The sequence below is a fragment of the Microbacterium sp. A84 genome, from assembly GCF_051842815.1.
Lineage (GTDB): Bacteria > Actinomycetota > Actinomycetes > Actinomycetales > Microbacteriaceae > Microbacterium.
Window position 1 is genome coordinate 1,460,954 of sequence record NZ_JBPXMS010000001.1, and the last position, 13,257, is coordinate 1,474,210.

Consider the following 13,257-nt stretch of genomic DNA (forward strand, 5'->3'; position numbering starts at 1 on the left):
ACGTTTGCGTTTCGCTCCTGAGCGCGCGCCGATCGGCGCAGCCTCAGACCTCGAAGTCGACGGCGACCCGTGAGGCGACGACGGACTTGATATATAGCGCGGCCTCCTCATGCGCGGGGTGCACCGCGTACTGTTCGAGCGCCTCAACCGAGTCGAAATCAGCGACGAGCGTGACATCCCAGTTCGCTTCCGGATACACCGAATTGGCGCCCGCCGAGATGGAGAGCAGCTGGGGTACAACCCCGGCCAGCGCGTTTAGTCGGCGGGCGACTTCCGCAGCCTGCGCGCCGCGCTCCGCGGCATCTTCGCTCTTGAGCTTCCAGGTGACCACGTGGCGAATCGTCATTTCTGCTCCAGTCTCTGACGCAGCCGGTCGGGCGAGACCCGCCAGTGCGCATGCAGTTCCTCGTCGATGAGTACGACAGGAATCTTCTCCCACCACAGCTCGTACAGGGCGGGGTCGTCTTCGATCGACCGCTCGATGATCTCGATGCTGTCACCGATCTCATCAGGAAGATCGGCGACCACGGTCTCCACGATCGCCAGCGCCGTGGGGCACAGATGGCACCCCGGCTTGCCGATGACCGTGATCGTGGTCACGCGGAGGGAATCTCGACCGGGTGACCGGCTGCGATCCACTCGCCGGTGCCGCCTTCTACGTTGGTCGCGTCATAACCGCGCGATTCCAGCGCATCCACGATGCGTGCGGAACGGCCGCCGGCCTGACAGATGACGTCGAAAGCCTCTGACGGAAGCTCTTCGAGTCGATTTCCCAGCTCAGACATCGGGATGTTCACCGCCCCGGGGACATGCCCCGCCGCAAACTCGTCCCTCTCACGCACGTCGATAAGCGGAGTGCTCTCGCGCGCGGCGAGGTCTGCGATATTGATCGACTTCATGACGTCCTCACGGTCGTGTCTCTGCGATGAAACGGCAGCTAATTCTAAACGGCAATACAGACACGAAGCGCCCCATTCGACAAGCTCTGTGAGCAGGCCGGGGGCGCTTTGTGGCTTTTGCCGCGCTTACTTCTTGTTGCGGCGCTGGTGGCGAGTCTTACGAAGCAGCTTGCGATGCTTCTTCTTCGCCATGCGCTTGCGGCGCTTCTTGATGACAGAACCCACGGAAACCTCACTAAGTCAAGTGGCTGGGCGTCGCAGTATGTCGGACACCCGGGTACGGGCACGGAAAATGCCTCGGATCATTCTATCAAACCACGGCCGGTGCAAAGTGCACGACCACGACTCGTGAGCCGAGACGGTCAGCCGACCTCAGAGATCGGCCGTTGAAGGGCATCGGCAACTGCCGACTCGGGCACGCGGTAACTGCGACCGAAGCGGATCGCGGGCAGTTCACCGGAGTGCACCAGCCGATAGACGGTCATCTTCGACACACGCATGATTGCTGCGACCTCTGCGACCGTCAGGAATCGGACATCTGGAACTTCGGGCATCCCCATTACCCCTTTCTCTGAAGCACACTCTAGAGGGAAGGTGGGACGCGTGTAAACCCACGGGGCAATTGTGGCCTGTGTGAATGGGGCACCCCGCAATCAGGTGCGCGTGCGGCTCAGGTCCCGAGCCGCTTGAGTGCTGTGGTGACCACATGCTTCGCCGATGCTGCAGCGCGGCCGAAGACCTCGGCAGCGTGCGCTGCACCGTCGGGAAGCGGGACGAGAGAAAAATCGATGTCGGGCGCGGCGTCGCCGAAGGCGTCGACTAAGAAGGGCACGAGCCAATCGTCGATGGTCTCGAGCGGCCCCACATCGATGCTGTAGAAACGGCGCTGGCCGTCTTCGCGCACGCTCACCAGTTCGGCTTCGCGCAGCACCTTGAGGTGTTTCGACACCGTCGGCTGGCTGATTCCGAGCTCACTGACGATGTGCGAGACGCTGGTGCCTGCGTCCTCCTCAGATGACCGGCGCAGGAGGAGCTGGAGAATGTCACGCCTCGTGCCGTCTGCGATCACGTCGAAGATGTCGGTCATGAGATCAGGGTAGTCTCCCCACGGCCGGAGTACCATGTCGAAGGCTTGTCGAACGATCCTCGACAGGCATCTCAGACGAAGCGCAGGGAGGGACGAGTGTCAAGCATCGGCTCGTCGTTCTCCCCTCGCACGCGCGTCCACGATCTGTGGCACTTCGTCCGACGCATGGTCACATCGTCTCCGTCGCGCTTCGCGATCGTCATCTTCGCCGGACTAATTCTGGTGTTCACCGCGCTCTTCTCCCTGCCGATCGCCTCAGCATCGGGAACGGTGACGCCGATCAGCGATGCGCTGTTCACTGCTGTGTCGACGATCTGTGTCACTGGCCTCGCGACGGTCGACATGGCAGCGCACTGGTCGCCATTCGGACATGTGCTCGTCTTCCTTGGCGTGAACATCGGCGGCATGGGCGTGTTGACGCTGGCGTCGCTGCTGGGAATGGTGATCTCGAAGAGGCTCGGGCTACGAGCCAAGCTTCTCGCGGCCGGCGACACCAACCCGTTGCGTGCGCACGGCGGCGTCGTCAACGAGGGCCAGACCGTACGGCTCGGCGAGGTCGGCCAACTGCTGAAGACTGTTGCGCTGTCGCTGTTGGTCATCGAGGGCGTGGTCGCGCTACTGCTGTACCCGGGACTTCTGATGGCCGGCATCCCCCCGCTCGCCGCCCTCTGGGAAGCCCCCTACTACGCGGCGATGTCATTCACAAACACCGGCTTCACACCGAACGCGGGTGGCGTCACCGAGTTCGCCGATGACTACTTCGTACTCACTGTGCTCATGGTCAGCGTTTTCCTCGGCAGCATCGGATTTCCGGTGATCTACACGCTTGCCAAGCATCACTGGCATGTGAAGCGCTGGTCTCTGCATTCCAAGCTCACTCTCATCACGACGGCGATCCTCTTCGTCGCGGGTGCCGCGGTGTTCCTCATTCTCGAGTACGACAACGCGCTCACATTCGGTTCGATGGATGCCGCTGACACGACGTTCCAGGCATTCTTCTTGTCCGCGATGACGCGCTCTGGCGGTTTCAGCGTCGTCGAGATCGGCGATCTGAACGGCTCCTCGCTTGTCGCAGGCTCCATGTTGATGTTCGTGGGCGGCGGGTCTGCGTCCACTGCAGGCGGTATCAAGGTGACGACGCTGGCTGTGCTTGCGATCGCCGTGTGGTCTGAGGCGCGCGGACGTCAGTCAGTGCAGGCGTTCGGTCGCCGTATCCCCAGCGATGTGCAGCGGGTCGCCCTCAGCGTCGTCGCGTGGGGTGCCACGATCGTCGCGCTCTCGACGATCGTCATCGCTCAGATTACGAAGGCCCCAATCGCGGAGGTGCTCTTCGACGTGATCTCGGCGTTCGGCACGGTGGGACTCTCGACGGGTTTGACCGCGGAGCTGCCTGATTCTGCGACCTACGTTATGGCCGCCACCATCTTCATGGGGCGCATTGGTACAGTGACTCTCGCCGCGGCAGTCGCCGCGACATCGCGCTCGCAGCTCTACTCGCTGCCCGTGGAAAGGCCGATCGTTGGTTGAAGCGCTCCGGGGAGATGCCCCCGTACTCGTGATCGGACTCGGTCGATTCGGTGCCGCATGCGCGGGCGAGCTCGACCGTCTCGACCGCGAAGTGCTGGCGATGGACGAGAGCCTTGAGCTCGTCCAGAAGTGGTCAGATCGGGTCACTCACACGGTGCAGGGCGACGCCCGCAACCTCGATGCGCTCAAGCAGATCGGCGCGCAGGACTTCCAGGTCGCCGTCGTTGCGGTCGGTTCTCTCATCGAAGCATCCGTCCTGATCACGGCGAATCTCGTCGATCTGAAGGTCCCGCAGATCTGGGCGAAGGCCGTCTCGCAGTCGCACGGCAAGATCCTTGCCCGCGTCGGCGCGAATCACGTCATCTATCCCGAGCGCGAGGCCGGCGAGCGCGTCGCCCACCTCGTCAGCGGACGGATGCTGGACTTCATTCGCTTCGACGACGACTTCGTACTGGCGAAGATGTACCCGCCGAAGTTCATTCGCGGCGTCGGTCTGAACGAGTCGGGTGTGCGCTCGAAGTACAAGGTCACGGTCGTCGGCGTGAAGAGCCCTGGCAAGCCATTCAGCTATGCCGAAGCCGACACTGTCGTCACGAACCACGACCTGATCATCGTCTCGGGCACCAACAGCGATATCGAACGCTTCGCCGGCCTCGACCGGTAATGCCATTTCGTGCGCGGCACCATGACCGAGCGGGTCTTGGGGCGTCGCACACTGCCTAGAATTGCCTGATGGACGACACCCCTGGCCCGGCTTCACGCGGTGACCGCCCACCCACCATCAAGGATGTGGCCGCTCGCGCCCAGGTGTCGTGGCGCACCGTATCCAACGTGATCCATGGGCATCGCTATCTGCGCCCCGAGACCAAGGCCAAAGTTGAAGCGGCGATAGCCGAGCTCGGCTATCGCCCCCAGGCCGCCGCCCGCCAGCTTCGCAGCGGACGCAGCAACCTACTCACGCTCGCGATTCCTTCTCTCGCGCACCCCTACTTCGCCAATCTCGCCCACGCGGTCGTCGCCGCAGCACGCCGCGAAGGCTATGACGTGATGGTCGATGAGACACTCGGGCAGCCCGAACGAGAACGACGGGTCGCTCGGGGTTACGGCAGCATCCGAACCGATGGGATCATCTTCAGCCCGCTGTCACTGCCGATCGATGAGCTGCTGAACGAGCGCGATTCGACACCACTGGTGCTCCTCGGCGAGCACACGCTCAACGACGCGGTTGACAACGTGGTCGTGGACAACGTCGGCTCGAGCCGCGCGGCCACCGAACACCTGATCTCCCTCGGTCGAAGTCGGATCGGGTTCGTCGGGTACTTCCCGCAGGACACCCTCGGCACCGGGGACCTGCGATTCTCTGGCTACAAGCTGGGCCTCGAGGCCGCTGGGCTGCCGGTGGACCCAGACCTCGTCATCGATGCGGGACTCGAGCGCGCGCCGTCCGCACCGATCGAGGCTGAGGGCGACTACTGGCGCCAGGAAGGTCACTCGGTTGCCGAATCCCTGATCGGGCGCATCGGCGACTTCGATGCGTTCGTCTGCGCGACCGACCTGCTGGCGATCGGCATGCTCTACGCCTTCCGGCAGCATGGCATCCGCGTACCAGAGGACCTGGCGATCGTCGGGTGGGATGACATCCCCGAGTCTGCGTTCTCCATGCCGACGCTCACGACCATCTCGCCCGATCTCGAGGCCATCGCGGAGCTCGGAGTCCAAGCCCTCCTGCGGCGAATCAGCGATCCCAACGCGGCGCCGGTCGGAGACGTGGCTGGCCACCGACTCATCCTGCGCGAGTCGACCGAGGGCATCGTCCGCATCGAGGCGTAGATCCGCCCATCTGCAGTGTACTCACGGGCGAGCCGCACATTCGTGCAACGTGGAAACATACGGCCAGACGCATGACCGGTCGCCACTTGGTGATGCCCATGCACGTTTTCCCATATCCGGTCATGATTTTTGTTTCCACGTTGCAATACGCCTGAATATATGGTTTATTCAAAAGGTCAAACGTGCCCAGCCCCCGCACTTCAACAGAGAGCGGGCCGCGAACGCCGATTTGCTTCGACCGCAACACGCCCGACGAAGCGGACGCTCTATTCAAAGATGAGGAGACGACCCAGATGTCCCAGCGCAGTTCTCACCACACCCACCGGAAGTCCGTGATCGCGATCGCGTCGATCAGCGTCTTCGCGATCACGCTCACCGCATGCAGCGGTGCGGGTGGCGGCTCCGATGCCTCCGCCGACGGCGGCGGACTCGGCACAGCCGAAAAGCATGTCCAGATCACGATGATGTCGAACGACGCCTTTGCTGAAACCTGGCAGAAGGAGCTCGTGCCCGAGTTCAACAAGGCCTACCCATACATAGATGTGACGATCGACTCGACTCCGTACGACAGCCTCCTGGCAAAAGGCCTGCTCAACGGGACGAGCCCCAGCCCTGACTACGACCTCATCACACTCGATGACCCGTGGACACCTCAGCTGGCCGAGGCGGGAGTCCTCCTCGATCTGAAGGCTGAGGCCGACCAGTGGACCGAAGACGACTACGACTGGGGTGACTTCAATTCCGCCCCGCTCGCATCGAGCGAATGGGACGGCGGGCAGTACGGGGTGCCGCTCCGCTCGAATCTGCTGGTCATGATGTACAACAAGGATCTCTACGCCAAGGCCGGGCTGCCCGAACCCACCCCGGAGCTCACCTGGGACGAGTACATGGAACAGGCACCAGAGCTCGTTCAGGACACCGACGGCGACGGCACGGTGGACTCCTGGGCGGTCGGACTCACCTGGGTGCGCGGAGTGCTGTCCCCGCCGTTCTGGCAGACCGTTCTCAACTCGAACGGTGAAGCACTGTTCGACGACGACATGAACCCTACGTTCGACACCGACGAGGGTGTGGCAGCGTTGCAGACCCAGGTCGACCTGCTCGAGTACGCTCCTCTTGGCGCTTCAACGTACAACTACAACGAGCCGCTCGACGCGTTCCGCCAGGGCAAGATCGCCACCCTGTTCACCTGGGGCAGTGCGTACAAGAGTGCTGCGGTCGACGCTGATGTGACAACCCTCACCCCCGATCAGGTCGGCATTCAGACGATGCCGGCAGGCTCTGAGGGCGCGAGTGCGCACCGCGGAATCTGGAGCGGATCGGTCTTCAAGAACAGCGACAACCCTGAAGCGGCATGGGCGCTGCTACAGTGGATGAGCTCCAAGGAGGGCGAGCTGTGGTCTTCCGTCAACCTGGGGTCGTTCCCCGCGCGAAAGTCGACACTGGCCTCTGAACCGGCAGAGCCGTGGCTCGTCCCGGTGTACACGACGATCCAGAGCGGATTCGACGTCGCCGCCGAGGGCGAGATGTGGCGCCCACGCTCGCCCGACTCGAATGCGATCCAGGAGATCCTGGCGAACGAGACGAGCGCGGCCGTTCAAGGCGACCGCTCCGCAGAGGAGGCGCTCGCTCGAGCGACCACCGAGATCAAGGAACTGCTGGAGAAGTAACCCATGTCGGTCGATTCGTTGACGCTGAAACGGTCGCGCGCGCGACGCGGTGCGATCCTGAGGGATGTGGCCAGTCGGTGGACCTTCATGGTCCCCGCGATCGTCCTCCTCGTGGCCGTGCTGGCCTACCCGCTGCTCTATACCCTCCAGATCAGCTTCTCCGACTTCGACCTCGCCACCTTCGCACCGTCGGGCTGGGCGGGAGCAGATAACTATGAGGACGCGCTCGGCGACGAGAACTTCCTCAACTCGCTCGTCGTCACCGGCGTCTACCTGGTGCTCGCCCTCCCCCTGCAGATCGTGCTCGGGTTCGGGATCGCGTTCCTGCTCAACGCCGAGTGGAGAGGACGCGGCGCCGTCCGCGCCCTCTTCCTCATCCCGATGGTCGTCGCTCCCGTGGTCTCCGGCGGAATCTGGAAGATCATGTTGGATCCGCTTTGGGGAGTCGTGACCTGGTTCCTCGGCCTCTTCGGAGTCCAGCCGATCGATTGGTTCGGTGACGCCGGGATGGCGATGATCAGCATCGTCATCATCGACACGTGGCGCTCGGTACCGTTCGTGGTGCTGATCGCTGCGGCCGCCATGCTCTCCCTGCCGAAGGACGTGTTCGAAGCGGCCTCGGTCGATGGTGCGAACTGGTGGCAGACGCTGAAATCCATCAGCCTGCCCATGCTCGCGCCGATCATCGCCGCGACCTTCGTCGTGCGGTGGCTTGGCGCCGTGAAGATGTTCGACGTGGTCGTCGCCACGACGAACGGTGGACCCGGTCAGGCCACGAACGTCGTCAATCTCTACATCTACCGTCAGGCCTTCCAACTGCTGGAGTTCAGCACCTCCTCGGCCATGGCGATCATCGTGCTCGTCATCACCATGGTGCTCACCTTCGTATTTCTGTGGGGCAGCAAGAAAATGGAGGACCGACTGTGACCGCTCTGAACCCCGCCGTCGCCTCACACCGCCGGCGAAGCGCGAACGCACACCGCGCCCGCATCTGGGCAGGCGTCATCGTGTGCATCCTGTTCATGCTGCCGCTGGTGTGGATGCTGCTGACCTCGTTCAAGCAGCAACGCGATATCTTCTCCTCGCCGCCGACCTTCTTTTTCGAGCCGACCATCGCGCAGTACGTCGACGTGCTCACCCGCGGCGGTTTCGCCGGGCAGATGCTCAACACCGTGATCGTCGCCGTCGGAGCATCCGTGCTGTCGCTGATCGCCGGCGCCATGGCGGGCTACGCGCTCTCCCGGCTTCGCATCCGCGGTGCCGGCATCATCGGCGCGCTGATCCTCGCATCGCGCGGCGTGCCGCCGATCGCGCTGGCCGTGCCGATGTTCCTCGTCGCGCGGTCTCTCGGCATCACCGACACGCACATCACGCTGATCATCGCGTACTGCTCGTTCATCGTCCCCTACGTGATGTGGCTGATGCGCGGCTTCTTCCTCGCCCTGCCGAAGGAACTCGAAGAATCGGCGATGATCGACGGATGCTCGCGAATGGGCGCGTTCTTCCGCATCATCCTCCCGATCTCGTTGCCCGGTCTGTTGTCGACGTTCATCTTCAGCATCATCCTGGCGTGGGAGGAATTGTTGTTCGCTCTGGTGCTGACGAACCGCAACGCGACCACCTTCCCCGTGGCAATCGCCGGAATGGCGGGTGACACCGAGAACGGCGCCAACTGGGGCGCGCTCGCGGCAGCCGGAATGATCACCGTCATTCCGGTCGTGATCCTCGCCCTGCTCGTACAGAAATGGTTGATCCGCGGCCTCGCAGAGGGCGCGACGAAGGGATGACATCTGTGAGACTTCCACTGCGACCGGTACTCCGCGGCGGCGAGAGCATCATCGAACGCGAGATCACCGAGCCGGTGGATCTCTGTCTGCCGTCGGGGCGCCTCAACCCGGATGCTGTGGGATGGACGCGCTCCGCGCTGCACCGCACCAATCTGCGGGGATGGGGACGGAACAAGCGCTTCGAATACTGGGCAATCACCACGCCCACCGCGATCATCACGCTCAACATCTCCCATCACGACTACCGTGCGAACGTCTCCGTCTCGTACTGGGAGAGAGAGAGCACCACAGAGATCCGTCAGGGCGGAAACACCTGGTTCCCCGGCCACGCGGGCATGCGAGATCCGAAGAACAGTCTTCCGATGGAAGCGCAACGTCGCGACGTCGTCGTGAGACTCACCCCCCGCGACCGCGGCACGCACCTCCATGCCGCGTCTGCGCGCATCCGCGTGGATCTCACGGTGCACGCGGATCCAGATCACGAGTCCATGGGCGTCCTGGTGCCTTGGAGCGATCGGCTGTTCCAGTACACGAAGAAAGACAACGACCTCACAGCTGAAGGCGTCGTGATCGTCGATGGTGTCGAACACCGCGTCGAGCGTCGTTCCTCAGCGGCCGTCCACGATCGCGGTCGCGGCCGGTGGCCGTACCGCACGTTCTGGAACTGGGGCTCCGGTCGCGGCGAAGACGAAGACGGCCGCGCCCTCGGTCTGCAGTTCGGCGGCAAATGGACCGATGCGACCCCGTCGACGGAGAACTGGCTTCGCATCGACGGCCATCTGCACAAGGTGAGTGACCATCTTGACTGGCAGTACGACCCGCAAAACTGGCTTTCTCCTTGGACGATCACCGGGCCGCGCGCCAAGATCCGCTTCGTACCGGAACGACACGTCCGACATATGTTCAATCGCTGGATCATCCTCAGCCGCGGCGACACCTGTTACGGCACCTACACCGGCGAAGTGACCCTTGACGATGGCGCCGTCGTCCGGTTCTCCGACGTCGCCGGCCATGTCGAGGAGGTCGAGCGGCGCTGGTGAGCAGGCTCAGACGCCAGCGGCGAGCTCCTTGGAACGGGCCAGCGCCGCATCCGTCGCTTCGGCGAACAGCCGATCGAGATGGGCGTCCTGCAGCACGGCGACCGCCCGTTCTGTGGTGCCCTTCGGGCTCGTCACCCTGCGACGCAGCTCGGCGGGGTTTTCTCCGGATGCCGCGAGCAGAGCGGTCGCACCGATGAAGGTCTGCTCAGCCATCAGACGAGCATCCGCCTCGCTGAACCCCTTGCCGATCGCCGCCTTCGTGAGCTCCTCGATGAGCAGGAACACGTAGGCGGGCCCTGATCCGGAGATGGTGGAAAGCGCGTCGATCTTGTCTTCTGGCACCTCGACCACGGCGCCCACGAGTGAGAATAGGCGGCGGACGACCGCGAGATCCTCAGCCGATGCCGCCGCCCCGGCAGCCAACCCGGTAACGGCCTTGCCCACGGTGGCAGGAGTGTTCGGCATCGAGCGGATGACGCTGACGTCAGCGCCGAGATGCGCAGAGAATGTCGCCAGGGTGACGCCAGCGGCAAGGCTCACGACGATCGCGTCGTCACGCAGCACAGGCGCAATCTCGCGCAGCAGATCGGGGACCATCGCCGGTTTCACGCCGACGAGAATGATGCGGGCGGCGGCCGCGGCATCCGTGTTTCCGCTCGGCTGCTCGTCCAGCGCAATCGCCGTCACGCCCGCGAGGCCTGCCAGACTCGCGGCTTTCGCCGCCGTGCGATTGGTCGCGATGATGCCGCCGTCGACATCGAGCCCCGAGGCGACGACGCCGTGCAGGATCGCGCCCCCCATCGAACCGGCACCGAGGAACGCAAGAGAGGGAAGCGATTGAGCCATGCGGCCATCCTATTCTCGACATCCGTCGTCCTGTTGCTGGCATCCGACAGCGCCGAGGTCGCTCCTGCGCTTCCATCTGTGCGGAACTAGAATCGCGGCATGAGTGCATCCGGTGGTGGCAAGGCGATCGTCGCGGCGTTTCTGGCGAATCTGGGCATTGCGATTGCGAAGTTCGTCGCGTGGGCTCTTTCGGGGTCTGCCTCGATGCTCGCCGAGGCGATCCACTCGGTCGCCGATGCCGGCAACCAGCTGCTGCTCATGCTCGGCGGCCGCAAGGCCAAGCGCGCGGCTGACCGCGAGCATCCGTTCGGATACGGCCGCGAGCGCTACGTGTACGCGTTCGTGGTATCGATCATCCTGTTCTCGGTCGGTGGACTGTTCGCGATCTACGAGGGCATCGACAAGCTCACTCACCCGCACGCACTTGATCCGGTGTGGTGGTGGCTGCCGCTCGTCGTACTCGTCGTCGCGATCGGGCTGGAGTCGTTCTCGCTGCGCACCGCGGTCAAGGAGAGCAACCTGGTGCGCGAGCGCGGGCAGTCCTGGGTGTCGTTCATTCGACACTCGAAGGCACCTGAGCTGCCCGTGGTGCTGCTAGAAGATATCGGTGCTCTCATCGGCCTGACCTTCGCGCTGCTCGGTGTCGGGCTCACCGTCATCACTGGCAACAGCGTGTTTGACGCACTCGGCACGCTTGCCATCGGCGTGCTGCTCGTGCTGATCGCGGTGATTCTCGGTATCGAAACCAAGAGCCTGCTGGTGGGCGAAGGCGCGAACCAGTCCGATCTCGACCTCATCATGGATGCGATCATCGGATGCCCCGACGTGGAGAAGATCATCCACCTGAAGACGCTGTATCTCGGCCCAGATGAGTTGCTGGTCGCCGCCAAGATCGCGCTGACCTCAGACAAGACGGTGCGCGAGGCAGCGGACGACATCAACCACATCGAGAAACAGATTCGGGATGCCGTTCCCGTCGCCCGCGCGATCTACATCGAACCGGACGTGTACCGGCCGGCGATCGACCCGGAGCCCCCGACGGACGCGTTCGTGCTGAAGTCGGCCGACTGACCCGCACTGTCGAGCTCCGCCGGACGGCAGGAGGGGTCGCAGATGGTCGCCACTCCCGCCCGGGAGCGGCAACCCGCGACACCTGCCGGTGCGCTCAACCTCAGCGGCGTTGCTCGAAGAAGTCGCGCAACAGTGCGGTCGAGGCAACCTCGTCGACTCCCCCGACGACCTCGGCGCGATACGGCAGGCGACGATCGCGCAGCACGTCGTACATCGACCCCGCCGCACCCGCCTTCTCGTCCCAGGCGCCGAAGACCACGCGTCCGATTCGGGACTGCAGGATCGCGCCCGCGCACATCACACACGGCTCAAGTGTGACGACGAGGGTGTGACCCTCAAGATTCCATGATCCGATGGATGCCGCGGCCAGCCGCAGCGCGACGACCTCCGCGTGCGCGGTCGGGTCGTGGGTCTCTTCGCGGATGTTGCGCCCTTCGGCGATGATGCGGCCGGTGCGATCAAGCACGACGGCACCGACGGGGACTTCTCCCGCGACTGCGGCTTCTGCGGCGAGCGCGAGAGCTCGCCGCATCCCGTCTTCATCCGCCTTGCGCATGGTTCGAGCGTATCCGCCTTGTGGGGGATACTGCGGTCCACGGCGCTGCAAATGATCCGCCCTGCGCCGGATGCGCGGGATTCTGTGGCTCCGTAGATTCAAGGCATGGAAACTTTCGCTCACGTCCTCCTCATCTCTGCCGGACCTCTCATCACCGCTCTGTGCATCACCTTGAACTCGAAGAAGATCAACGCACAGTGGCGAGAACGCCGCGCCGCGCGGCTCGCGACACGCGCCTGAGACCTGTTCGCTGGGAAATCCACACCGTTCAGCAGGCTTCAGCGCACTAACCTTAGGTTTATGCGTGTTCACGTCGCCGACCACCCTCTCATCACCCACAAGCTCACGGTGCTGCGCGATGTGCGCACCCCGTCTCCTGTCTTCCGGCAGCTGACCGAAGAGCTCGTGACGTTGCTCGCCTACGAAGCGACCCGCAACGTTAAGGTCACTCCCGTCGAAATCACCACTCCGGTCACTAAGACGATGGGTGCGAAGATCTCCGAGCCGCGCCCGATCGTCGTTCCGATCCTGCGTGCGGGTCTCGGAATGTTGGAGGGGCTCGTGAAGCTTCTCCCCACCGCCGAGGTCGGCTTCCTCGGCATGGTGCGCGATGAAGAGACCTTCGAGCCGACGACGTACGCCGAGCGTCTTCCGAAAGACCTCAGCGACCGCCAGTGCTTCGCCATCGACCCGATGCTTGCCACTGGCGGCTCGCTGGCCGTGGCTATCCAGTTCCTGTTCGACCGCGGAGCGAAGGACGTTACCGCGATCTGCCTGCTCGGCACCCCGGAGGGCCTTGCGGCCATTGAGAAGCTGGTTGGTGACCGCGATGTCACCATCGTGCTCGGCGCCCTCGACGAGGGCCTCGACGAGAACCGCTACATCGTTCCCGGCCTTGGCGACGCCGGCGACCGCCTCTACGGCACGGTCTGACCCCATTCATG

General features: G+C 63.9%; 18 protein-coding genes. 10 read left to right on the plus strand and 8 right to left on the minus strand.

Annotated features, from left to right (window positions below; translation table 11 throughout):
- Positions 1-43 precede the first annotated feature (43 nt).
- The 6 genes from ACSU04_RS07140 to ACSU04_RS07165 form a co-directional block, all read right to left on the minus strand.
- Complete coding sequence (locus tag ACSU04_RS07140) at positions 44-346, minus strand: Dabb family protein (RefSeq protein ID WP_439288896.1); 303 nt, start codon at positions 344-346, stop codon at positions 44-46.
- Positions 343-600, minus strand: coding sequence for a glutaredoxin family protein (locus tag ACSU04_RS07145; RefSeq protein WP_439281405.1), 258 nt, complete (start codon positions 598-600; stop codon positions 343-345). Before ACSU04_RS07145 ends, ACSU04_RS07140 begins: the two co-directional genes overlap by 4 nt.
- Entirely contained in the window at positions 597-899 is a 303-nt protein-coding gene (locus ACSU04_RS07150; protein WP_439281406.1) for a rhodanese-like domain-containing protein, read from the minus strand. The genes ACSU04_RS07145 and ACSU04_RS07150 overlap by 4 nt, the downstream gene beginning before the upstream one ends.
- Before the next feature lie 126 nt (positions 900-1,025).
- Positions 1,026-1,124, minus strand: a complete 99-nt coding sequence (locus ACSU04_RS07155; RefSeq protein ID WP_003792170.1) for a 30S ribosomal protein bS22 — start codon at positions 1,122-1,124, stop codon at positions 1,026-1,028.
- Positions 1,125-1,261: 137 nt separating this feature from the next.
- Positions 1,262-1,453 (minus strand): helix-turn-helix domain-containing protein, encoded by a 192-nt coding sequence (locus ACSU04_RS07160; protein ID WP_439281407.1) that lies wholly within the window; start codon positions 1,451-1,453, stop codon positions 1,262-1,264.
- A 116-nt stretch (positions 1,454-1,569) separates the two neighbouring features.
- The gene (locus ACSU04_RS07165; protein ID WP_439281408.1) at positions 1,570-1,986 is read right to left on the minus strand and encodes an ArsR/SmtB family transcription factor; all 417 of its coding nucleotides are present in this window, start codon (positions 1,984-1,986) and stop codon (positions 1,570-1,572) included.
- Positions 1,987-2,151: 165 nt separating this feature from the next.
- Between ACSU04_RS07165 and ACSU04_RS07170 the strand changes: the two genes are divergently transcribed.
- The 7 genes from ACSU04_RS07170 (at position 2,152) to ACSU04_RS07200 (ending at position 9,840) form a co-directional block, all read left to right on the plus strand.
- On the plus strand, positions 2,152-3,513 hold the full coding sequence (locus tag ACSU04_RS07170; RefSeq protein WP_439289437.1) for a TrkH family potassium uptake protein: 1,362 nt from the start codon (positions 2,152-2,154) through the stop codon (positions 3,511-3,513).
- The gene (locus tag ACSU04_RS07175; RefSeq protein WP_439281409.1) at positions 3,506-4,177 is read left to right on the plus strand and encodes a potassium channel family protein; all 672 of its coding nucleotides are present in this window, start codon (positions 3,506-3,508) and stop codon (positions 4,175-4,177) included. Before ACSU04_RS07170 ends, ACSU04_RS07175 begins: the two co-directional genes overlap by 8 nt.
- Before the next feature lie 68 nt (positions 4,178-4,245).
- Entirely contained in the window at positions 4,246-5,343 is a 1,098-nt protein-coding gene (locus ACSU04_RS07180) for a LacI family DNA-binding transcriptional regulator (protein ID WP_439288897.1), read from the plus strand.
- A gap of 293 nt (positions 5,344-5,636) precedes the next feature.
- Positions 5,637-7,013, plus strand: a complete 1,377-nt coding sequence (locus ACSU04_RS07185) for an ABC transporter substrate-binding protein (RefSeq protein WP_439288898.1) — start codon at positions 5,637-5,639, stop codon at positions 7,011-7,013.
- A 3-nt stretch (positions 7,014-7,016) separates the two neighbouring features.
- A complete protein-coding gene (locus ACSU04_RS07190) occupies positions 7,017-7,940 on the plus strand; it encodes a carbohydrate ABC transporter permease (protein ID WP_439288899.1) in 924 nt (307 codons plus the stop codon).
- A complete protein-coding gene (locus ACSU04_RS07195; protein ID WP_439288900.1) occupies positions 7,937-8,800 on the plus strand; it encodes a carbohydrate ABC transporter permease in 864 nt (287 codons plus the stop codon). Before ACSU04_RS07190 ends, ACSU04_RS07195 begins: the two co-directional genes overlap by 4 nt.
- A 5-nt stretch (positions 8,801-8,805) precedes the next feature.
- Positions 8,806-9,840 carry a DUF2804 domain-containing protein gene (locus tag ACSU04_RS07200; RefSeq protein WP_439288901.1) on the plus strand — a complete coding sequence of 345 codons (1,035 nt, stop codon included), beginning with the start codon at positions 8,806-8,808 and terminating at the stop codon, positions 9,838-9,840.
- A gap of 6 nt (positions 9,841-9,846) precedes the next feature.
- Here the strand turns inward: ACSU04_RS07200 and proC are convergent, their stop codons facing one another.
- Entirely contained in the window at positions 9,847-10,686 is an 840-nt protein-coding gene (proC, locus tag ACSU04_RS07205; RefSeq protein ID WP_439288902.1) for a pyrroline-5-carboxylate reductase, read from the minus strand.
- Positions 10,687-10,785: 99 nt separating this feature from the next.
- Between proC and ACSU04_RS07210 the strand changes: the two genes are divergently transcribed.
- On the plus strand, positions 10,786-11,757 hold the full coding sequence (locus ACSU04_RS07210) for a cation diffusion facilitator family transporter (RefSeq protein WP_439281411.1): 972 nt from the start codon (positions 10,786-10,788) through the stop codon (positions 11,755-11,757).
- A gap of 100 nt (positions 11,758-11,857) precedes the next feature.
- Here the strand turns inward: ACSU04_RS07210 and tadA are convergent, their stop codons facing one another.
- Positions 11,858-12,313, minus strand: a complete 456-nt coding sequence (gene tadA / locus ACSU04_RS07215; RefSeq protein ID WP_439288903.1) for a tRNA adenosine(34) deaminase TadA — start codon at positions 12,311-12,313, stop codon at positions 11,858-11,860.
- Between the two features lie 105 nt (positions 12,314-12,418).
- Between tadA and ACSU04_RS07220 the strand changes: the two genes are divergently transcribed.
- Positions 12,419-12,553 carry a hypothetical protein gene (locus ACSU04_RS07220; RefSeq protein WP_439281413.1) on the plus strand — a complete coding sequence of 45 codons (135 nt, stop codon included), beginning with the start codon at positions 12,419-12,421 and terminating at the stop codon, positions 12,551-12,553.
- A gap of 60 nt (positions 12,554-12,613) precedes the next feature.
- Positions 12,614-13,246, plus strand: coding sequence for a uracil phosphoribosyltransferase (gene upp / locus ACSU04_RS07225; RefSeq protein WP_439281414.1), 633 nt, complete (start codon positions 12,614-12,616; stop codon positions 13,244-13,246).
- The last annotated feature ends 11 nt before the right edge of the window (positions 13,247-13,257 follow it).

Coding starts and splice junctions, on each gene's coding strand:
- ACSU04_RS07185 (WP_439288898.1), top strand. CDS start 5,637: ATGTCCCAGCGCAGTTCTCACCACACCCACCGGAAGTCCGTGATCGCG.
- ACSU04_RS07150 (WP_439281406.1), bottom strand. CDS start 899: ATGAAGTCGATCAATATCGCAGACCTCGCCGCGCGCGAGAGCACTCCG.
- ACSU04_RS07140 (WP_439288896.1), bottom strand. CDS start 346: ATGACGATTCGCCACGTGGTCACCTGGAAGCTCAAGAGCGAAGATGCC.
- ACSU04_RS07210 (WP_439281411.1), top strand. CDS start 10,786: ATGAGTGCATCCGGTGGTGGCAAGGCGATCGTCGCGGCGTTTCTGGCG.
- ACSU04_RS07180 (WP_439288897.1), top strand. CDS start 4,246: ATGGACGACACCCCTGGCCCGGCTTCACGCGGTGACCGCCCACCCACC.
- ACSU04_RS07165 (WP_439281408.1), bottom strand. CDS start 1,986: ATGACCGACATCTTCGACGTGATCGCAGACGGCACGAGGCGTGACATT.
- proC (WP_439288902.1), bottom strand. CDS start 10,686: ATGGCTCAATCGCTTCCCTCTCTTGCGTTCCTCGGTGCCGGTTCGATG.
- ACSU04_RS07190 (WP_439288899.1), top strand. CDS start 7,017: ATGTCGGTCGATTCGTTGACGCTGAAACGGTCGCGCGCGCGACGCGGT.
- tadA (WP_439288903.1), bottom strand. CDS start 12,313: ATGCGCAAGGCGGATGAAGACGGGATGCGGCGAGCTCTCGCGCTCGCC.
- upp (WP_439281414.1), top strand. CDS start 12,614: ATGCGTGTTCACGTCGCCGACCACCCTCTCATCACCCACAAGCTCACG.
- ACSU04_RS07170 (WP_439289437.1), top strand. CDS start 2,152: ATGGTCACATCGTCTCCGTCGCGCTTCGCGATCGTCATCTTCGCCGGA.
- ACSU04_RS07220 (WP_439281413.1), top strand. CDS start 12,419: ATGGAAACTTTCGCTCACGTCCTCCTCATCTCTGCCGGACCTCTCATC.
- ACSU04_RS07160 (WP_439281407.1), bottom strand. CDS start 1,453: ATGCCCGAAGTTCCAGATGTCCGATTCCTGACGGTCGCAGAGGTCGCA.